Origin of the sequence: Paenibacillus sp. FSL R7-0272, assembly GCF_037969905.1 — a bacterium.
Lineage (GTDB): Bacteria > Bacillota > Bacilli > Paenibacillales > Paenibacillaceae > Paenibacillus > Paenibacillus polysaccharolyticus.
In genome coordinates, this window is the sequence record NZ_CP150221.1 from 4,374,689 (window position 1) to 4,395,788 (window position 21,100).

General features: G+C 46.7%; 19 protein-coding genes. All 19 read right to left on the reverse strand.

Annotated elements, in window-relative coordinates:
• Nucleotides 1-9 precede the first annotated feature (9 nt).
• Nucleotides 10-273, reverse strand: a complete 264-nt coding sequence (locus MKY23_RS19455; RefSeq protein WP_090923796.1) for a YggT family protein — start codon at nucleotides 271-273, stop codon at nucleotides 10-12.
• A 16-nt stretch (nucleotides 274-289) separates the two neighbouring features.
• Nucleotides 290-757 carry a cell division protein SepF gene (locus MKY23_RS19460; protein ID WP_090923746.1) on the reverse strand — a complete coding sequence of 156 codons (468 nt, stop codon included), beginning with the start codon at nucleotides 755-757 and terminating at the stop codon, nucleotides 290-292.
• Nucleotides 748-1,449 carry a YggS family pyridoxal phosphate-dependent enzyme gene (locus MKY23_RS19465; protein WP_339831533.1) on the reverse strand — a complete coding sequence of 234 codons (702 nt, stop codon included), beginning with the start codon at nucleotides 1,447-1,449 and terminating at the stop codon, nucleotides 748-750. The genes MKY23_RS19460 and MKY23_RS19465 overlap by 10 nt, the downstream gene beginning before the upstream one ends.
• A 6-nt stretch (nucleotides 1,450-1,455) precedes the next feature.
• A complete protein-coding gene (gene pgeF, locus MKY23_RS19470) occupies nucleotides 1,456-2,325 on the reverse strand; it encodes a peptidoglycan editing factor PgeF (RefSeq protein ID WP_339831535.1) in 870 nt (289 codons plus the stop codon).
• An 84-nt stretch (nucleotides 2,326-2,409) separates the two neighbouring features.
• On the reverse strand, nucleotides 2,410-2,802 hold the full coding sequence (locus MKY23_RS19475) for a YlmC/YmxH family sporulation protein (protein ID WP_244159411.1): 393 nt from the start codon (nucleotides 2,800-2,802) through the stop codon (nucleotides 2,410-2,412).
• 218 nt (nucleotides 2,803-3,020) lie between these two features.
• The gene (sigG, locus tag MKY23_RS19480) at nucleotides 3,021-3,803 is read right to left on the reverse strand and encodes an RNA polymerase sporulation sigma factor SigG (RefSeq protein WP_110898501.1); all 783 of its coding nucleotides are present in this window, start codon (nucleotides 3,801-3,803) and stop codon (nucleotides 3,021-3,023) included.
• A 111-nt stretch (nucleotides 3,804-3,914) separates the two neighbouring features.
• On the reverse strand, nucleotides 3,915-4,637 hold the full coding sequence (sigE, locus tag MKY23_RS19485) for an RNA polymerase sporulation sigma factor SigE (RefSeq protein WP_090923750.1): 723 nt from the start codon (nucleotides 4,635-4,637) through the stop codon (nucleotides 3,915-3,917).
• A gap of 11 nt (nucleotides 4,638-4,648) precedes the next feature.
• Nucleotides 4,649-5,629: a sigma-E processing peptidase SpoIIGA gene (gene spoIIGA / locus MKY23_RS19490; protein ID WP_154888637.1), complete on the reverse strand. Its 981-nt coding sequence runs from the start codon at nucleotides 5,627-5,629 to the stop codon at nucleotides 4,649-4,651.
• Nucleotides 5,630-6,008: 379 nt separating this feature from the next.
• Nucleotides 6,009-7,118, reverse strand: a complete 1,110-nt coding sequence (gene ftsZ, locus MKY23_RS19495) for a cell division protein FtsZ (RefSeq protein WP_090923751.1) — start codon at nucleotides 7,116-7,118, stop codon at nucleotides 6,009-6,011.
• A 150-nt stretch (nucleotides 7,119-7,268) separates the two neighbouring features.
• A complete protein-coding gene (gene ftsA / locus MKY23_RS19500; RefSeq protein ID WP_090923752.1) occupies nucleotides 7,269-8,543 on the reverse strand; it encodes a cell division protein FtsA in 1,275 nt (424 codons plus the stop codon).
• A 295-nt stretch (nucleotides 8,544-8,838) separates the two neighbouring features.
• The gene (locus tag MKY23_RS19505) at nucleotides 8,839-9,606 is read right to left on the reverse strand and encodes an FtsQ-type POTRA domain-containing protein (protein WP_090923799.1); all 768 of its coding nucleotides are present in this window, start codon (nucleotides 9,604-9,606) and stop codon (nucleotides 8,839-8,841) included.
• 59 nt (nucleotides 9,607-9,665) lie between these two features.
• Nucleotides 9,666-10,991: a UDP-N-acetylglucosamine 1-carboxyvinyltransferase gene (gene murA, locus MKY23_RS19510; RefSeq protein ID WP_244159415.1), complete on the reverse strand. Its 1,326-nt coding sequence runs from the start codon at nucleotides 10,989-10,991 to the stop codon at nucleotides 9,666-9,668.
• Nucleotides 10,992-11,361: 370 nt separating this feature from the next.
• Nucleotides 11,362-12,471 carry an undecaprenyldiphospho-muramoylpentapeptide beta-N-acetylglucosaminyltransferase gene (gene murG, locus MKY23_RS19515; RefSeq protein ID WP_339831543.1) on the reverse strand — a complete coding sequence of 370 codons (1,110 nt, stop codon included), beginning with the start codon at nucleotides 12,469-12,471 and terminating at the stop codon, nucleotides 11,362-11,364.
• 8 nt (nucleotides 12,472-12,479) lie between these two features.
• On the reverse strand, nucleotides 12,480-13,577 hold the full coding sequence (spoVE, locus tag MKY23_RS19520; protein WP_339831545.1) for a stage V sporulation protein E: 1,098 nt from the start codon (nucleotides 13,575-13,577) through the stop codon (nucleotides 12,480-12,482).
• Between the two features lie 48 nt (nucleotides 13,578-13,625).
• Entirely contained in the window at nucleotides 13,626-15,047 is a 1,422-nt protein-coding gene (murD, locus tag MKY23_RS19525) for a UDP-N-acetylmuramoyl-L-alanine--D-glutamate ligase (RefSeq protein WP_339831547.1), read from the reverse strand.
• A 3-nt stretch (nucleotides 15,048-15,050) separates the two neighbouring features.
• Nucleotides 15,051-16,019: a phospho-N-acetylmuramoyl-pentapeptide-transferase gene (mraY, locus tag MKY23_RS19530; RefSeq protein WP_090923756.1), complete on the reverse strand. Its 969-nt coding sequence runs from the start codon at nucleotides 16,017-16,019 to the stop codon at nucleotides 15,051-15,053.
• 12 nt (nucleotides 16,020-16,031) lie between these two features.
• Nucleotides 16,032-17,444, reverse strand: coding sequence for a UDP-N-acetylmuramoyl-tripeptide--D-alanyl-D-alanine ligase (gene murF / locus MKY23_RS19535; RefSeq protein WP_339839575.1), 1,413 nt, complete (start codon nucleotides 17,442-17,444; stop codon nucleotides 16,032-16,034).
• Nucleotides 17,444-18,931, reverse strand: a complete 1,488-nt coding sequence (locus MKY23_RS19540) for a UDP-N-acetylmuramoyl-L-alanyl-D-glutamate--2,6-diaminopimelate ligase (protein WP_090923757.1) — start codon at nucleotides 18,929-18,931, stop codon at nucleotides 17,444-17,446. The genes murF and MKY23_RS19540 overlap by 1 nt, the downstream gene beginning before the upstream one ends.
• 173 nt (nucleotides 18,932-19,104) lie before the next feature.
• Nucleotides 19,105-21,060: a stage V sporulation protein D gene (locus MKY23_RS19545; protein WP_090923758.1), complete on the reverse strand. Its 1,956-nt coding sequence runs from the start codon at nucleotides 21,058-21,060 to the stop codon at nucleotides 19,105-19,107.
• Nucleotides 21,061-21,100 lie beyond the last annotated feature (40 nt).

The following is a 21,100-nucleotide window of genomic DNA, read 5'->3' on the forward strand; positions in this document are numbered from 1 at the left end:
CACCCTAACTTAAAATGTCAAATACTGAACTATAGAGAGTAACCCAACCAGCGCCAGTCGAAGAACAAGCAACGCGACAATCGGGGAAATATCCAGCACACCGAACAGAGGCGGAATAAACCGGCGGAAAGGACTTAAGTAAGGCTCTACAAATTTGCCTAACAATTCACCGATGAAGCTCTCCCGTGCATTGGGAAGCCATGACATCAATATGTAGACAATAACCATGTAAAAATAAATCTGGTATAGCGTACCCAATATACCTTCAATCATCTGATACAAAAAAGGCTCACCTCATTCTGTTATAATCTTGCTCGCTGTCAGCCAGTATCTCCGTAATGGTTCCCTGAATTTCAACCGTATCTGGCGTACAGAGAAAAATGTTGCCGCCAATTTTAGATATACCGCCGCCTAATGCATATACCGTACCGCTTAGAAAATCAATAACACGTAAAGCCTGATCCTGACGGATTCGTTGCAGATTCACAACAACGGTACGATGCGACCGCAGATGGTCGGCAATCTCCTGTGCTTCGTCATAAGAACGAGGCTCATAAAGGACAACTTTTACATTTTTCTGGGAATGAATGCTAACCACATTATTACCCCTTTGGTTTCTACGTTTATCAAGTGCAGAGGTTTCATTTTCCTGCTGTTCAGGTTCGTGTTCTTCCTGTGCAGCAAGACGCTCCCGCTCTACAATCTCTTCCTCTTCCTGAAGTCCCAGGAAATTCATAAATTTATTCATTACGCCCATCGTGTTCCCTCCTCTTTTCCTACGAGAATTGATCCAAGCCGCACCCAGGTTGCTCCTTCTTCAATGGCCACTTCGAAATCGTTGGACATGCCCATAGACAACTCGGTAATGGGCTCAGCTGTCAATGCTTGTCCATTCAAATCATCTCTCAGCTCACGCAAACCTCGAAATACAGGACGCGTCAACTCTGGATCTTCCTCATGAGGCGCCATTGTCATCAGACCAATGACCTTAAGGTTGTTGAACGATTGAATATCCTTCAGAAAAGAACTTGCCTGTTCAGGTTGCAGACCATACTTGCTCTCTTCACCTGAAATGTTCACCTGCATAAACGCGTTCACCTTAATTCCAAGTGAAGCAGCTTTTTTATCCAGCTCTTTGGCAAGTGACAATCGATCCAGTGAATGGATGTACGCAAACTTGCCGATGACGTCTTTCACCTTGTTCGTCTGCAAATGACCAATAAAATGCCACGTGCCTTTCTGACCAAAGGCTTCCCATTTCGCCTGTGCATCCTGCCAGCGATTTTCTCCAATATGCTCAAGACCATGATCCAGCACAGCACCCGTCGTTTGCAATGAGACATATTTCGTGACCGCAATCACATTTACATCCTCAAAAGGGCGGTTACTGCGCTTACACGCATCTTCCATCTTCTGATTCACTTGTTGTATACGCTCCTCCAATGACACAGAGGGTCACCTCTCTTCCAGCCCAATCCAGCTTGCCATTCTCCCCGTTACCCCATTTTCCTTACGATAGGAAAAAAATAGTTCGGGATGACAACTTGTACACCATGTTGTACATTCGATATGATCCGGCAATATTCCTGCTTTCATCATAATGTGTCGATTACATTCTTTCAAGTTTAACATCGTTTTTCCGTTCGCAACAGGTGTATATATGCGCTTTGAAGCAGAATGCTTGTATTCATCATTACCCTGAGGTTCATTCAGCCAAACCCGAACATGCTGCATAACAGCCTCATCCACTTCATAACAGCAATCCCCAATGGAGGGACCAATAGCCGCACGAATGTCCTCTCTCCGGCTTCCATACTCCCGCTCCATCGTTTCCACCATAGAGACGGCAATACCCGCCACAGTCCCTTTCCATCCTGCATGAGCAAGACCTACAGCCTGATTCACCGGATCATAGAAATATAAGGGAACGCAGTCAGCATAAAACGAAGTCAGCAGTACACCAGGCACATTGGTAACCAGTCCGTCTGTATCCTGCAATGCCGATTGACGATCCAGCAGTCCTCTGCCTTTGTCTTTAGCTGTAATGACACCCACCGCTTTACCATGCACCTGTTCTCCACAAGTCCATGCCTCCAGCGGAAAAGCAAGCTTCTCCGTCAGCAGACGGCGATTACGGAGCACTGCCTCCGCATCATCTCCAACGTGATACGCACAATTAAGGGTAGCGTACGGTTCTTGACCAACGCCGCCATGTCTGGTTGTAAATCCCACCGTTAACCGCTCAAACAACCGTTTCCAAGGTTCAATATATAATAACAGCGGATCTTGATCACCATGATACGTTTTCTCTTCTATATCCTTCATGACATTTTTGTTCAATACAAAGGGTTCCATTCTTCATCACCTCACAACTTCCAGTTTACCAAATGCGGGTGCATTCTGTCTCATTTATATCGTTCTCCGTTGACTCCGATCCAGCCGTTCCAATCGTTCGGTACGCTCCGTGCGGCCCTGTTGCTGCTCATCATATAATCTTGCTTCTCGCTCACGCTCATCATAAGCTTGTTCTTTCACCTCATCCATTTTAACCAAAATGACATCCGAGCCGATCTTTACGATATTTCTCCAAGGTATAATCAGATCTGTCCCTCCTCCAAACAACCCCATAAAACGGCTATATCCTGGAACAACAATGGCTTCGATTCGCCCCTGTTTAAGATCCAGTTCCAGGTCACTGATCTGGCCAAGACGTTTGCCATCCGTAATATTTATGACATCCTTTGTTTGAAAATCGGAGATTTTCATACCTCGTGACGTTGCCTCATTTGTGTTCACTCTCATTCTACCCGCCCCCTGTTTACAGCTCATCTGTCCGTTCAGCATGCCTCTATACCAATATATGTTCTGTAGGCGAAAAATGTCCTGTTTTTCGCTTGTTTGTTACAACAGCCAACTCGGGCAAGATTACACTGGACTAGGGGGCTTCCCTTCCTTTTACGTAAAAAAGACGATCAATGGAATGGTTCTCCGACTGATCGCCTTTCTTGTCTAATGTCATCCTACGACTTTACATGTTTCTGCATCTGCTGTATAGCTGATTTCTCCAGACGTGAAACCTGAGCCTGAGATATCCCGATTTCATCTGCAACTTCCATCTGGGTTTTCCCTTCGAAAAAGCGCATCGACAAAATCATCTTTTCCCGTTGACCGAGACGGTGCATCGCTTCCCGCAATGCAATCTCCTCAATCCAGGACACATCCTTGTTTTTGTCATCACTGATCTGATCCATCACGTAGATCGGGTCTCCCCCATCGTGATAAATCGGCTCAAACAGCGATACCGGATCTTGAATGGCATCCAGTGCAAAAACAACATCTTCCTTCGGCACATTCAGTGCCTCCGAAATTTCAAATATCGTCGGTTCGCGTGAATTTTTATTCGTCAAGCTGTCACGAACCTGAAGCGCCTTATAGGCAATATCCCGTAGGGAACGGGATACCCGAATCGGATTATTGTCACGCAGATACCTGCGAATCTCACCGATAATCATCGGTACTGCATAGGTCGAAAATTTGACATTCTGGGATAAATCAAAATTATCAATGGCTTTCATCAGGCCGATACATCCAACCTGGAACAGATCATCGACAAACTCCCCCCGATTGTTAAAACGCTGAATGACACTGAGTACCAGACGCAGATTGCCATTCACCAATTTCTCTCTTGCTGAGCGATCATGGTGCTGCTGAAGGGAATGAAATAATTCCCGCATTTCAATATTGGTGAGAACAGGCAACTTTGCGGTGTCCACGCCACAAATCTCGACTTTGTTTCGGGTCATCGTGATTTACCTCCCAAGGAGAAACATTAATGTACATTATCTCCGGGGCAGGCTTTTTTATTCGTCGTTGGAACCCTTGCCAGTAATACCCATTCTTCTTTCCCCACTGGATCAGACCATTTTGTTGAACTCTTTTCGCAGCCTCTTAATGATTCTTTTTTCAAGTCTGGAGATATAGGATTGGGAGATTCCAAGCAGATCTGCCACATCTTTCTGCGTCTTTTCCTCACCATCCGTCAAGCCAAAACGAAGCTCCATAATCATTCGCTCGCGATCGGTCAGTTTTTCCAGCGCCTTATGCAGTAACTTGCGATCTACTTGTTCCTCAATATTTCGATAGATTGTATCGTTTTCTGTACCGAGTACATCGGATAATAAAAGCTCATTTCCATCCCAGTCAATGTTCAGTGGTTCATCAAAAGAAACTTCAGTACGAATTTTACTGTTACGCCGCAGATACATCAAAATTTCATTTTCGATACAGCGCGAAGCGTAAGTTGCGAGCTTTATTTTCTTTTCCGGATCGAATGTATTTACAGCTTTGATTAGTCCAATTGCACCTATAGATACCAGATCCTCGATGTTAATGCCTGTGTTCTCGAACTTACGTGCAATGTATACCACCAAACGCAGATTACGCTCAATTAACATGGCTCGGATCGCCGAATCCCCTGAAGATAACTTCTGTAGCAAGTACTCCTCTTCTTCCCGTGTCAATGGAGGTGGAAGTGCCTCACTTCCCCCAATGTAATAGATCTCTTCACTTTTCAGCCCAAACAGGAATAACAGACGATAATATTGTAGCTGGGCAACCAATTTCCATTTCACAAGCATGTAGGTTCCTCCTATACCACATTCAGCGGCTTTTCTGTGGGTTCTGCGGATTGAGCCTTAGACTGCGCAGAAGCAGCTTCTTGCACCAGTTCAGGATGAATCACGGCCTGATATTTCCCATCCGAGGACAAAACGCCCCCATCCAGTCCAATCAGAACTTTTGTCGTCACATAATCTGTTCCGTCCATTGTCACCTTAACCCGATCGGGCTTGACCGCCATCATAAATGCTGTTCCTTTATTAATCCCCCGATAAGGAACCAATCGCAGACGATCCTGCCAGCGAAAATGTTTCTGATCTAGTTCCATGATGAGATTTTCCGGTGATTCGTGTTTCAGTCTACTGTTCCATGAATCAGGCAGCATCGTTTGCCACAATGAAACCTCCATAACCATCACCGGCATCCGTGATAAAGGGTCTGTGAGCTGATTCCCTGTATCCAAAAGGCCTGTACAAGACACAACAACCTCATCGATGCAAACCTCTACTTGACCAAGGTAAGTGGTCATGCGATCTGATTTACGTTTGGCTCCTTGCACAATTTTGAATAAAATGAGCACCGCGAAGAATACAATGAAAGTGAACCAGAATGCAATCTTCAGATCAAACGACATACCCCCAGATGCTGTGAACCAGATGCCATTGAACAGTTCTCCTGAATTCTGAAGCATATAATGCACACCCAGGATGCCTCCAGCCGCCACAAAATTAATAACGTAAAATGTACCCAGCGTCCTCAGAAAAGCTTGCAGTCCCTTATATCCAAACGCGATACTCAACATCACAAGAGAAAAACCAAACTTGATCAAAAACGTGAACAGGAAATCAAACTGTGGTACAAACATCATCACGACGTATAACGCCCCAACGATAGCCGATAGCAGCCATCTCCACCAGACCAGCTTCGTTTGGCGCATCCAGGCCGTCAGTCCAATGAGCGCTCCATCCATGCATAGATTTGTTAGAAAGATCAGATCGACATATACAACCACGCTCTTCACCTGCCTGCATCCAACCTATCGAAACGAAAGGTTACAACGAATCTCACATGCTTTTAGATTGAATCGCCCTGAACGCTTCAGATTGAATCAACCTAAATGCTTCGGATTGAATAAACCTAAATGCTTCGGATTGAATAAACCTAAATGCTTCATCGTCTCGATATTCATGAGCATATTCCCAAGTATACGTAGCCTCCTGTTCAAAGTCTGTCTAAATGTGGGAGCTTGTCTTCAACTATTTTTGTCGGAATGACGCAGCCGAGTTGTTCAGAATTTGTTCATTCCTGTATGTTAAACTATATAAAAAAACAGCAAAAAACCCGGCAACTGCAAAAGCAGCACCGGGTTTTCCAGGTATAATACTACCTAATTATTCGTTGTTATTGTTGCGGGAACGATTACGTAAAAATGTCGGAATGTCCAACTGATCATTGCTTGGCTGATTTCCGAATGGACGAAGATTCGGTGAACGTGTCTCTGCCGGCTCTGATGCTGTAGCAGGTTTACGTACTGGCGGAGCAGAAGGTTTATCCTCAAATCCAGTGGCGATGACCGTAACCTTGATCTCCTCTTTCAGATCTTCATCAATAATCGCACCAAAGATCATATTCACTTCCGGATCGGAAGCCGACGTTACGATCTCTGCCGCTTCGTTCACTTCATACAGGGACAGATTCACTCCACCTGTGATGTTCATGATTACGCCGCGTGCGCCTTCAATGGAAGTTTCAAGCAAAGGACTCATGATGGCTTTGCGTGCCGCTTCGGCTGCACGGTTCTCTCCAGTCGCTTCACCGATCCCCATAAGCGCAGATCCACGCTCGTGCATGATCGTTTTGACATCTGCAAAGTCAAGGTTGATCAAACCAGGTACTGCGATCAGATCGGAGATACCCTGTACCGCTTGACGCAATACGTTATCTGCTTGGCGGAATGCTTCCAGCATCGGCGTCTTTTTATCTACGATCTCAAGCAAACGGTCATTCGGGATGACGATCAGTGTATCCACTTTTTCCTTAAGTGCTTCAATGCCTTGTTCTGCATGGCTGGAACGCTTGCGGCCTTCAAAAGTGAAGGGACGTGTCACCACACCTACAGTAAGGGCGCCACACTCTTTGGCAATTTCAGCGATCACAGGAGCTGCACCTGTACCTGTACCACCGCCCATACCGGCTGTAACAAAGACCATGTCTGCACCTTTCAACGTGTTCATGATCAGGTCGCGGGACTCTTCCGCTGCTTTTTTACCTACATCTGGATTGGCACCTGCACCAAGACCACGAGTTAATTTATCACCGATTTGCAATTTATGCTCGGATTTTGCCAGGTGTAATGCCTGAGCATCCGTGTTCACCGTAATAAATTCAACACCTTGTACACCATTTTCAATCATTCGGTTTACAGCGTTGCTTCCGCCGCCGCCTACCCCGATGACTTTAATCTGAGCCAAGCTCTCCATCTCAAAATCAAATTCCAACATATTATTCCATCTCCCCCTCAATGTGCATGGATGGCCCGTCCAATTTTTGATTTGAACCGAATCAATTTCATATATCGACGAACGAAAGCGTTTATTTTAGTACCAGCGCATTCAGACGGCTTCAAGAATGTATGAAATGGATCCAACCTGTTATATAAATTCACTGAACATATTCTTCAGTCGTTCGAACAGACCGGGTTTTTGCTCCGATTCCTGTGCCGTATTTGGCTTCGGACGGTTCGTCGGTTTCTTGCTGTTAGTGTTGTTGTTACCGCCATTGCTGCTCGAGGGCCTGATACGCAAACTGCGAATAACATTGTGTAAAATACCAACGCCGCTTGTATATCCAGGGTCACGCACACCAATGTAATCCGGAACGGCGACACGCACCGAAGCAGCAAGTTCATGCTGTGCCACTTGCAGAACACCAGGCATAGAGACCGTACCTCCCGTTAGTATATAACCGCCAGGAAGCTCGTTGTAACCAAGGCGTTTGACCTCTGTGCCGATCATCTGGAATATCTCCTGAACCCTAGGCTCAATAATAGCCGCCAGATCTTCCTGGGAAAACTCCTTGTCTACGTTGCTACCGATGCGCGTCACTTTGAACATCACATCTGCGGCAGCATCATCAAGCCAGGCACAGCCATATTTCAGCTTAACTTTCTCCGCTTGATCGGTCAAAGTACGCAAACCATAAGCAATATCATTGGTTACAAATTCCCCGCCGATTGGCAGTGTTGAAGTCGCAACCAGGCTATCCTCTTCAAAGATAGCAATGGTTGTTGCTCCTGCTCCGATATCCACGAGCACAGAGCCCATCGTTTTCTCATCCTTGGACAGGGCCAGTTGACCTGCTCCGAGTGACATGAGGACCAAGTCGCTCACTTTTAATCCCGCTTTTTCCACGCAGCGCAACAGATTATGTATCGCGGTTTTAGCACCCGTAATGATGGTTGCTTCAACTTCCAGGCGAACACCAATCATACCACGCGGGTCTTGTATGCCTTCCAAGCCGTCTACAACATATTGCTTGGCGACTACATCAATAATTTCCCGTTCGGGCGGAACCGCAATGACTTCGGCTGCTTTCAACACCCGCTCCATGTCTTCTTCTCCGATCTCACGATCTTCGTTCGATACTGCCACCACACCGTGACTGCTCATCAGTCCAATGTGATTGCCTGAGATTCCAACATATACTTCGGATATTTGAATACCTACCATACGTTCTGCATGATCGACTGCATTGCGAATCGACTGCACCGTCTGATCGATATCTACGATTACACCTTTGCGAATTCCTTCCGAGTCGGCAGATCCAACTCCAATAATATTAAAGGTTCCATTATTAATTTCCCCAATAATAGCGCGAATTTTGGATGTACCGATGTCCAAACTAACAATGATGTCATTGTTGCTCAAGTCTGTGGCACCTCCTGACTCCAATAGTAAAATACGTTCGGGTTTAAACACACATTAAAACATATTCAACACAGCTTAGGCTTTCCCTCTTTTTTCTACAATTTTTTTGGGTGCCAAGTTCTGGATGTGAAACATAAAACTTTGAAGAAAAAAGAAGGAGGCAACTCATGTGCCGTAAGTTCAAGTGTACCATTTTTTCTTCATCTCAGAAAGAACAAGTTTCACACATCAACCGGTGCTAAAGCCCGATCCTGTCTACACTTTTACGCAATAAACCGCCAATCAGCAACATGCATCATTGCCCTGCTCCCGGCTCAGCGTCATCCTCAGGATTATCCGGTACAAACGGGACATACGTATCCGCCTCAAGCATCGTAATTTTACCAGGTCGTTCGGTCTCGATCACCTGATTCAAATACTCCACTTTATCCGTTAACAGCGATATCGTTGTAATCACTTCAAACTGTGATTTGGTGTACATGCGAATCTGATCCGGAAAAGAGGGTGTCGGATTCGGAATAATTTCGGATATGTCCGTTGTCAGTTCATTTGGAATTTGAGCCAGCGCCTCACTCAGCTTTGCCTTGAGCGGGTCATTCGGTTTCCATTGTGTCAGAATCGGCTTCTCTACAGCAACACCGATCGTTGGCGGAACATTCAGGCTTGTCCCATTAGACAATATGGCTTTAAGCGCCCCGGTTGTGTCCAGTTCATAAGCGACTGTAGGAAACTCCTGAACCTTGATATGAATCGTGCCCGGAAATTGCTTGTCCACAGTAACTGTTGAGACAGCTTTAATCGTTTTAAGACGTTCTATGATTTCAGTAGCACTTGTTCCAAAAAACTGATCGCCTTCCCTCAAACCACTCTTTTCAAGTAAATCCGCAGTGGCCGTGTATACATTACCCGTAATTTCGATCGCTGATATGCGACTTACAGAAGAACGAAAGAATAATACAGCCAGCAATGCAATAAATAATAATAATAGGATAATTACAATCTTACGGCTTGTGTTTCCTTTTGGGCGATTCTCCTTGAGAACCGGAATTTGACTTTTAGGCATAATAACGCTCCACAAAGCCTCAGGCCCCCTCCTCTTCCAAGAAGGGGACGCCAAGGACGTTAATTGGCAAAATCCAACTGTTTCGAAACAGTCGACTGTCTCTCCACTGAGGCTCCAAGACTCTGGAATAACTTTTCGATCTGATCATATCCCCTGTCAATGTGATGCACTTGCTCCACAATGGTTTTACCTTGAGCCGCCAGACCTGCAATAACTAAAGCTGCACCCGCACGAAGATCTGTCGCCTCTACAGTAGCCCCATATAGTCTTGGAACTCCACGGATAAAAGCTGCATTCAGGTCAACCGAAATATCCGCTCCCATGACATTCAGTTCATCCACATGTTTAAATCTTCCTTCGAACACGGTTTCCTTCATCACGCTGAATCCATCTGCCAAACTGAGTAGAACCATGATCTGTGATTGAAGATCTGTTGGAAACGATGGATACGGGGAAGTCACAATACGATCCACTGATTTTGGGCGGGTCATACAACTCACAGTCATTATATCATTGCATACTGTGATTTGAACACCAGTGCGCTTTAACACATGTATAAGCGAAGTAAGATGTGCAGGATTGCAGTGTGTAAGCGTAACATTGCCTCGGGTTGCAGCAGCAGCAATCATAACGGTTCCAGCGACAATCCGGTCAGGTATGATTTCATAGGTGCAAGGTTGCAACTTCTCAACACCATTTATCGTGATTGTATCCGTGCCGGCACCCATAATTCGTGCCCCCATCGCATTCAGAAAATGCTGCAAATCCTGAATTTCAGGCTCTCTCGCTGCGTTGAAAATTGTCGTTGTGCCTTCTGCAAGCACAGCAGCCATCATGATGTTTTCAGTGGCTCCAACACTCGGAAAATCCAGATGAATATCCGCACCTGTCAGATTAGCTCCATGACAGATAATTTGCTGATCTTGCTCTTCAATCTGTGCTCCGAGTGCTTCCAGCCCCCGGAGGTGAAGATCAATTTTACGTTCTCCGATCGCACAGCCACCCGGCTGATATACAGATACTCTCCCAAACCTCGCAAGCAATGGCCCCATCAGAAAAATGGAAGACCGCATTTGCTTCATAAGATCCTCTGGCACATCATGTGACCGGACAAGCGACGTATTGATCGTCACTGTTCCCTGCTCATGCCGACATGTGCATCCAAGTCGTTCCAGGATATACAGCATTACTTCGATGTCCAGCAAGTGTGGAACGTTGTGCAGCGTAATTTCTCCGTCTGCGAGCAAACTTGCGGCCATAATCGGTAAAGCGGCATTTTTTGCTCCATGGATGCGTATGGATCCTGATAGGGGTCTCCCACCTTCAATCACCAATTTGTCCAATGTATCACCTCCGGGGTTTACGCTCACCCACTGCGATAACATACGGTACCCGGTGGATACCGCCATGAGATGATATAGTGCTCTGAATAGACTGTATAAGGGTGATGACGTCCTCTGCTGTCGCTTGGCCTGATTGAACAATAAAATGGATATCCATTGTTCCCAGTCAATCTCAGCGAATTGAATTATCCGTGACACATCCGATCCATGAGGCTCCGCAATCCATCCCTCGGTTCGACCAGTCATTGCCAGCAATACCATGTCGGGAATTCACGGTCTTCACCCTAGTTGCACCTTTGCCGATATGATGCTGTACTGCGGTATCATGGAACGATTGTCACGATTTATACCGTATCTTATGTCAGTCCCGTCTGGTGTGTGACAATCGCCCATAAATGCGTCCAAACACCTATTATCGTTTTGCAACAAGACGCTTAATTTCGTTTACAAGCACTTTGGCCGCATCTGGTTTCCCTAATTTTCGAGAAGCCTCTGCCATCTGCTTACGTCCTGATTCGTCATTCATAATGCCTGCAATTGCTTCATACAGGCCTTTGCCTGTAAGCTCTCTCTCCAGCATTGTGAGTGAGGCTCCTCCTTTTTCAAGGGTACGCGCGTTAGCCTCCTGATGATTGTTGGTTACGTTTGGTGATGGAATCAGAATCGACGGAATACCAAGAGATGTAATCTCCGCAAGGAACGAGGCTCCTGCACGGTTTACAATCAAAGAGGTACAAGCGAGTACTTCGGGCATGTTATGTACATAAGGAAGTACATGCAGATGATTAGGCATCGTTCCCAAAGAACTACGGATCGCTTCACGGGTTTCATCAAAATAGGTCTCGCCTGTAACGTAAACAACATGTACATCATCCAGCTGTTCCAGCATCGGTGCCATTTCAATCATCGCCTGATTAATCGCTTTAGCCCCCCGGCTACCCCCAACGACTAGCACAACACGGCTGTCCATCGGAACACCTAATGTGGCGAATCCACGATCCCGACTGGCCTGGGCTACTGTTGTTGCCCGCGGGTTTCCAGTATAGATAACCTTTTTTGCACTAGAGAATGATTTTTCAGAACCTTCAAAACTGACAGCAACTGTATCTACATAACGCATGAGAAACTTGTTCGTCAGACCTGGAATCGCATTCTGTTCATGAATCACGCTTGGAATTCCCAGCTTTGCCGCCGCATATACAACGGGACCACAGACATATCCCCCCGTACCGATGACAACGTCCGGCTTGAATTCCTTCAGCATTTTTTTAGATTTCCTTACCCCTTGAACGAATCGCATGATCGTTTTCACATTTTCAAAGGATAACTTACGCCGAAAACCGGTAATGTCAATCGATTTAAAAGGTATATCTTCCTGAGGAACCAGCTTACTTTCAAGTCCTCGTGTACCGCCAATGTATAAAAACGTCGAGTCGGCATTTTCCGCCTCACATTGTCTTGCTATGGCTACGGCCGGATAGATATGCCCACCCGTGCCGCCACCACTAAGAACGACTCGCATCGTATAAGTCACCTCGCATAACGGGATAAATTCAATAATATGCCCAGTGCGGTGAGCATGAGTGTCAGTGATGAACCTCCATAACTGATCAGCGGCAGTGTAATCCCTGTGACAGGCATAAGTCCAATCACCACGCCGATATTAATAATGACCTGCACAGCAACCATACCGATAATCCCCACAGCTAGCAGGCTGCCAAAGGAATCTGGAACCGTCATCGCTACACGCATTCCTCTCCACACCAGCACCAGAAACAATAATAATACAATCATTCCACCAATGAAACCGAGTTCTTCCGCCAAAATACTAAATATAAAGTCCGTCTGCGGTTCAGGCACGTAACTGTACTTCTGTCTACTCATCCCCAGCCCGAGACCAGCCAGTCCACCTGGACCAATCGCATAGAGCGATTGAATGATCTGATAACCTGCACCAAGCGGATCTGACCATGGATCCAGAAAAGCTGTAATTCGTTGCAACCGATAAGGTGCCGCTGCAACAAGTGCCGCGAATCCTGCAACTCCACCCAGAGCAAGCAGAGCGAGATGTTTCATTCGTGCTCCGGTTGTGAAAATGATAAGCATGGATGCCCCCATCATCACGGTGCCTGTACCTAAATCGGGCTGTAACATAATTATGCCAAAAGCAAGCCCCATTAGCCCAAGCGGAGGCAACAGCCCTGTTGTAAAAGTTTTAATTCTACCAGGATCTTTGCTCAGCCAATGAGCCAAAAACAAGATCATGCCCAGTTTCATGAATTCGGAGGGCTGGATACCGAAAGAGCCAATCCCCAGCCAGCTACGTGCACCGCCGCGAACGACTCCGATTCCCGGAATTAATACGGCAATGAGCATAATAAAACAGATAATTAAAATCGGCTTGGCATACTTTCGCCATACCCTATAATCCACATTCGCTGTCACAAACATGGCTACCAGCCCAAGCACGGCGAATAAAATCTGCCTTTTCACAAAATAAAATGAATCGCCATAGTTTCGGAACGCAAGTACTGAGCCTGCGCTGTACACCATAATGATGCCGATGGCAAGCAGAGCCAAAATACAAATCAGGAGCCAAATATCCGGCGCCGGTCGCGTCTGTTTCATCAGGAGGCCACCCCTTGCATGGAAGTAGGGGCTTTTCCACCCCCCTACTTACAAGTTATGCGCCGCCTCTTTAAAAATGCGTCCCCGTTCTTCATAGGAGGCAAACATGTCCCAGCTTGCACACGCAGGGGATAACAAAACAACATCCCCTGGTTCGGCAAGACTTGCTGCTTCCTGAACAGCAACCGTCAACGTACGGGCAGCGTCCTCCTCATTATCGACGACCTTAATATGCTTTAGTCCCGCCAGTTCTGCGACTTTAGCAATTTTAGCACGGTTTTCACCAAGAACCACCAACGCTTTGACACGCTCCTTCAATACCGGCAACAGCTCCATCATATCTGAACCGCGATCTAGTCCGCCTGCAATCAATACTACAGGTTCCTTAAAGGAATTCAGTGCCATGACCGTTGCTTTTGAATTGGTAGCTTTTGAGTTGTTGTAATAAACTGAGCCATTATGCTTGAGCACATACTCCAGTCGATGTTCAACACCTTTGAAATCAGCAAGCGGAGCAGCCAGCTGTGACGGGTCAGCACCCGCTGCGATTGCAATAGCTACTGCAGCAAGCGCATTGCCTACATTAAAACGTCCAGGTATGCCAATGCCCTGCACATCGATAATCACTGCTCGATTGCCTGCACCATCCGCATAGATCACCTGACGTTTCACATCATCCTCTTCTCCGTCGACATAAGGCGGATCTGCATACACGCCTGTTTCCAGGTTTTCCGTCAGTGAGAAAGGAATCACCCTCGCCTTGATGTAAGGAATGAGTTCACGGCATACCGCATCATCCCAATTGAGAACAGCGACGTCATCTGGCTTCTGATTGGCAAACAGCTTTGCTTTGGAAGCCACGTAATCTTCCATGCCTCCATGATAATCCAGATGGGTCTCTGCCACGTTAAGAAGCGCAGCAATACGCGGACGAAACTCTACCGTTCCTTTGAGCTGGAAGCTACTCAGTTCGACGACCATCCAGTTATCAGCGGTAGCCTGCTCTGCAGCTTCACAGAGAGGGGTTCCAATATTACCAGCAACAATGGGATTCAAGCCCGCTTGTTCCAGCATATTTCCTACCCAAGTTGTGGTCGTTGTTTTTCCGTTAGAACCGGTAATACCGATCATAGGTGCCCCGCAGAGGTGATATGCAACCTCCACCTCGGTTACCACCTCAATACCTAATTCAAGAGCTTGCTGCACAGGAGCAACCTGATAAGGAATGCCGGGGTTTTTGACGACCAGCTTCACATCACTATGAATAAGATCATCCGGATGGCCCCCGCATACAACAGAAATTCCCAAAGCCTCCAATTCGGAAGCTTCGGGACACTGTTCCCTGTCTTTTTTATCATTTACGATAACGTTAGCTCCGGCACGATGCAGCACCTTGGCAACTTGTACGCCGCTCTTCGCAAGCCCAAGCACGACGACTTGTTGTCCGCGATATGTTTCTGGATGATTCATAATTTACAACCCCTTGTTGAGATAAAGTCCAAGAGCGGCCAAAATAGCACCTACCGCCCAAAAGGTAATGACAACCCGCCATTCTGACCAGCCACTAAGCTCGAAGTGATGGTGGATCGGGCTCATTTTAAATACACGTTTACCGCGGGTTTTGAAGGATACAACTTGGATCACAACGGAAAGGACCTCAATTACGAAAATACCGCCGATGACCAGAAACAGGAGTTCTGTCTTCGTAACGATTGCAATCGCGCCGATTGCACCGCCGATTCCGAGTGAACCCGTATCGCCCATAAACACCTTGGCTGGATGTGCATTGTAAACCAGGAATCCGAGAACAGCCCCAATCATGGCAGCTGCACACACCGCCGCCGGCATCGACGTTGCCTGCATTGCCACAATAGCAAACGCGCCAAAAGCAATCGCACTGACACCGGAGAGAAGACCATCCAGACCATCCGTAAAGTTAACCGCATTGGTAATGGCCAGCATCATAAAGACAACAAACGGATAATAAAACCATCCTGTCCAGTCAAACGAAACCGAAGTTCCTGGGATAGAAATCGCGGTGCTGTGCCCATTTTGAATAAGTAAATAACACATGAGGGCACTGAAGAACAGCTGCCCCAGCATTTTTTGTCTGGCTGTCAATCCAAGCGAACGCTTGAATACAATTTTGATATAGTCATCCAAAAAACCAATGAGACCAAATCCAAGCGTAGCGACAAGCAACACATAAAAGTCTGTGTTTTTGACCGCTGAGAATTTAAGAAACGCCAGCGTGAACGCAAGTAAAATAACAACTCCGCCCATCGTTGGTGTTCCGCTTTTTTTCAAATGGCTCTGAGGCCCGTCTTCCCTGACCTGCTGTCCGAACTTCATCCGCCGCAGAAGCGGAATAAGTAGCGGTGCGGCAATCACCGCCAAAATAAATGAAACGCCGATTGTTAACAGTAATACCTGAAAATCCATGGGTTCACCCCTCTAGTCTACTCGATTCTGTAATGGTGCCGTCTGCAGTGTTTGAACTACATCCTCCAGTTTCATGCCTCGCGAGGCTTTAAACAAAACTGCATCTTTCGGATGAAGATTCTCCAGCAGATAACGGGTCAATTCTTCTTTATTATCAAAAGCATGCACAGCTTCAGCTACCATATGCTTTTTTGCTCCCTCAGCAATATGCACGGATAATGGACCATATACCAGCACTTTATCCAATTTATCAGGAGTAATATACATCCCGATCTCATGATGAAGCTGCTGCTCCTCCGAACCTAACTCCAGCATATCTCCCAGTACAGCCACTTTCATCCGATATCCTTTTAACCCTTCCAACACATCTATAGCAGCCTTCATGGAAGTCGGGCTTGCATTATATGCATCATTCAGGAGAGTAAGTCCGCTGACCGCCTGGGTGACCTCAATACGCATCCCTGTCAATTTTAGCTGTGACAAGCCTTTTGCCATATTTTCCTCAGTCACCCCAAAATGACGTGCTACGGCCATGGCAGCCAGACAGTTAATTACATTGTGCGTACCCAGCAAGGGAAGGTTATAAGCTTTGTCGCCAGACTGCTTGGTTGTAAACACCATCCCGTGCTGTGCATTCATCAGCCCCGTTGGATAATCTTCATTATCCGTTTGTAATCCAAACCTAAACCGTTGCATGCCTTCAGGTTGCTTCGTTGCAGACTCTTCAAGCACCTGGGCGATTAAAGGCTCGTCTCCGTTGTATATGAGTAATCCGCCAGGTTTCATACCAGCAGCAATTTCAGCCTTAGCTCTAGCAATTTCAAGTCTTGAGCCAAGCTGAAGCAAATGGGATTCGCCAATGTTCGTGATGATTGCTACATCCGGCTGAGCAATGACAGATAGGTCATAGATTTCACCGCGTCCGCTCATGCCCATCTCCAAAATAATAATTTCCGTATCCGGAGTCATACTCAATACCGTTAGTGGCAGACCGATATGATTGTTGAAATTTCCCTGCGTTTTATGCACCTTGAATGTGGTAGAGAGAAGCGCGTTTACAATATCCTTGGTTGTTGTTTTCCCGTTACTGCCTGTAATGCCAACAACAGATGCCTTGTTCTCACGAAGATAAGCCGATGCAAGTGCCTGTAATGCAGTCAGGGTATCGTCCACCAAAATAACGGCTCCCTGCGGCGGAGCACCATGATTTTTTTGCCACAACGCCCCCGCAGCATTTTGCTCCAGACAAGCTTGCACAAACTCATGCCCATCAAAACGTTCACCTACCAAAGGGATAAACAAACTGCCTGCCACCGGTTTACGTGAATCGGTAAATACCCCTTCGGCGATAACTTCACTATAAACTGCAGCATCACTTAGTGTGCCACCACACATGTCGGCGATTTGCGCCAATGTTCGTTTTATCAATTGGATTTGCCCCTTATCGCTTCTTTGGCTATGATCCGGTCATCGAAATCGGTCTTGGTTGTTCCGATAATTTGATAAGTCTCGTGACCCTTGCCCGCAATCAATACTACATCGGCCGGGCTTGCCATTTCAATAGCTTCATGAATGGCCTGACGCCGGTCCACGATCATTGTGTAACGCTCAGACGGAACGGACTCTTCCAGCAAACCTTGCTCAATGTCTTTTAGAATCAGATCGGGATCTTCCGTCCGCGGGTTGTCAGAAGTCACTAATACAAAGTCACTGTACTTCGCAGCAATTTTACCCATCAATGGGCGTTTTGTGCGATCCCGGTCACCGCCGCACCCAAATACGCAGATGACACGGCCCTCCGCAAACTCATTGACTGTACGCAGTACATTCTCAAGTCCATCAGGTGTATGGGCATAATCAACGATGACCGCGAATGCCTGACCTTCATTGACAGCTTCCACCCTGCCATCCACACCCGGTACGGTCTCCAGACTACGCTTGATCTCTTCCAGTGGCACACCTTCCACCAGCGTTGCCGAGATGGCCGCCATCGCATTGTACACGTTGAACTTGCCTACCATACGCAGTTCAATGTCTGTGCTACCCGCAAAGGTATCTACATGGAAGGTCGTCCCCTGAGCTGTGATTGAAATTGCAGATGCACGAACATCCGCCTGTTCTCCCATGCCGTATGTAATAACCTCAGCAGCCGTTACAGAGATATAATAATCTGCAGCCGGATCATCCGCATTGATCACTGCATACTTCCGCTCGGAAGCATCTTCTGCATAACCGTTACCCAGGCGAGCAAAAAACAAACCCTTAGCTCCGCGATATTCCTCCATGGAATGATGGTAATCGAGATGATCCTGCGACAGGTTTGTAAATACTGCTGTACGGAAATCCGTGCCTTTCACCCGCCCTTGCTCCAATGCATGAGAAGAAACTTCCATCACACAGCATTCCGTACCAGCCTGAACCATATCATGCAAACTACGTTGCAAATCCAGAGCTTCAGGTGTTGTTCCCGACATCGGGTAAGTGCGTCCATCATAACGCATCTGGATGGTTCCGATCAGCCCGGTTTTCTGACCGTAGTCGCTCATAATTTTTTCAATCAAATAAGTCGTTGTTGTTTTGCCGTTCGTTCCCGTTACTCCGATCATTTTCATCTTGTGACTCGGTGATTCGAAAAAGAAGTCCGACAAAACAGCCATAGCAAAGCGACTGTCTCTTACAATCAATTGTGGTACAGGCAAGTCAAGCTGCCGCTCCACAACGAGAGCAGACGCTCCGGCCTGCACTGCTTTATCTGCATAATCATGTCCATCGACCGTATGTCCCGGAAGACAGATAAACAGATCACCCGGTTTGACTTGCCGGGAATCTGTCTGAAGGTTGTGACATTCTGTATGGGGGTCGCCCACGAGACGGGCGGTAATCAACTTGGATTCAAACTGTTTTAAAAGCACATGAATAACCTCACTTTTCCAAATATACTTCTGTATCCACAGATTCCTATAGTATTAATATCGACCAGACCACCAAATAATGAAACGCGATCCCCTGAATTTTGTTGCGGTCGGAGTAGGAAACTCCGCTTAAGCCTACATTGCATCCTTACTTAAAGCTCCATTTGAGAACTTTATTCGTGCTTCGAATGATCATGCCCATCATCTTTCAGGACGTTACCCATATAGATACGTATCGTTGAGCCTTGCTCTACCCTTGCTCCTGGTTTAGGGGCCTGATTAATTACGTATTTGCCACTGCCCGACTTCGCGAGCATAAAATTCATGTTGAGATCCTCGTACAAATCTTCCACTGTAGCCCCAGTAAGATCAGGAACCGTCACAATTTTGGTTTCACCATATTTGTACTCTTTCGCGAGCTGGTCCTTACGCACAGGCACTTTCATATAATGCAGCGAATCTTCCAGAATGTTTTGTACGATTGGGGCTGCAACAACACCGCCAAACTGAATCCCCTTCGGATTGTCTACAGCGGTGTACACCACGATCTGCGGATCATCAGCCGGAGCAAATCCAATAAACGAAACGATGTGTTCACTCGACGAATAACGACCATTAATAACTTTCTGGGCTGTACCTGTTTTACCTCCAACCCGGTAGCCATCGATAAAAGCTGGACGCCCTGTTCCTTTGGCCACGACACTTTCTAGTGCTTCTCGTACTTGTTTGGACGTATCCTCCGAGATGACTTGACGAACGAGTTCAGGCTTTACTTCTTCCAGCACCTCTCCGGTTTCTGGATGTACCCAGGCTTTCGTAACGTAAGGTTTATAGAGCTTCCCACCATTGATGGCAGCCGACACCGCTGCTACTTGTTGAATAGGGGTCACGGATACTCCCTGCCCAAAAGCGGTCGTTGCAAGTTCAACAGGACCTACGTTTGCTAATTTGAAAAGAATACCACTTGCTTCTCCGCTAAGATCAATCCCGGTTTTGGCACCAAAACCGAAATTTTTAATGTAGGAGAACAACGATTCCTTACCAAGCTTCTGCCCCAAAGCAACAAATCCGGGGTTGCAGGAGTTCTCCACCACCTGAAGGAAAGTCTGGCTTCCATGTCCACCTTTCTTCCAACAGCGCAAGCGTGCTCCGCCGACTTCTACAAATCCGGGATCAAAAAATTGATCCTGTTGCAGATTTACCTTTTTTTCTTGCAACGCAGCAGCCAGTGTAATAATTTTGAAAGTTGAACCTGGTTCATACGTCATCCAGATGGGCAAGTTCCGGTTATAAATTTCTGAAGGATATTGCTGATAATCTGCCGGCTCGTAGCCCGGTCTGCTAGACATCCCTAGAATTTCGCCTGTTTTGGGATTCATTGCAATAGCCAAAGCGGAATTAGCCTGAAACTTAACCATCGCCTGATCCAATTCCCGTTCCATAATCGATTGAATGGATTTATCAATGGTCAGCTTGAGGTTGAGCCCGTCCTTCGGTTCCACATACTTCTCAGATGAGCCCGGCATGAGCCTTCCGGCCGCATCGGACAAGTAGGATACACTGCCATTTAAACCATTCAGCTTGTCGTCATATCGTTTTTCAACACCAGTCAGTCCCTGATTATCAATCCCTGTAAATCCGAGAATATGAGCAGCCAGATCATCATATGGATAGAAACGTTTGTTATCCTCGGCAACAACGATACCCGGGAGCTTCAAATCACGGATGCGCTGAGCTTTCTCCATCGTAATTTTGCGGCCACCGGGTTGTAGTCTTACAATCAATTCTCGTTTCTTGATGGTTGCCAGTACTTTCTCTTCTGTCATACCTAGTAGCGGTGCCAGCGCCCTGGCTGTGGTCTCCGCTTCTTTAACTTGAGCCGGGATCGCCATGATTGTTGGGGTTGTCACATTGTAGGCTAAAGATGTCCCGTTTCGATCCAGAATCTCTCCCCTTTTAGCTGTGTACGGAATATTACGACGCCAGGATTCTTCCGCTTTGGCCGATAGTTCCGGCCCTTTCCCCAACTGAACATAAGCAAGCCTGATGACCAAGGCCGAAAATAACATAACCAAAATTAACAAACTCCACAGCAACCTGCGGCGCAGATTCACACTTGTTCCCTTCACGAAAAGATCCCCCCACTCGTCCCAAAATCATGAACTGTCT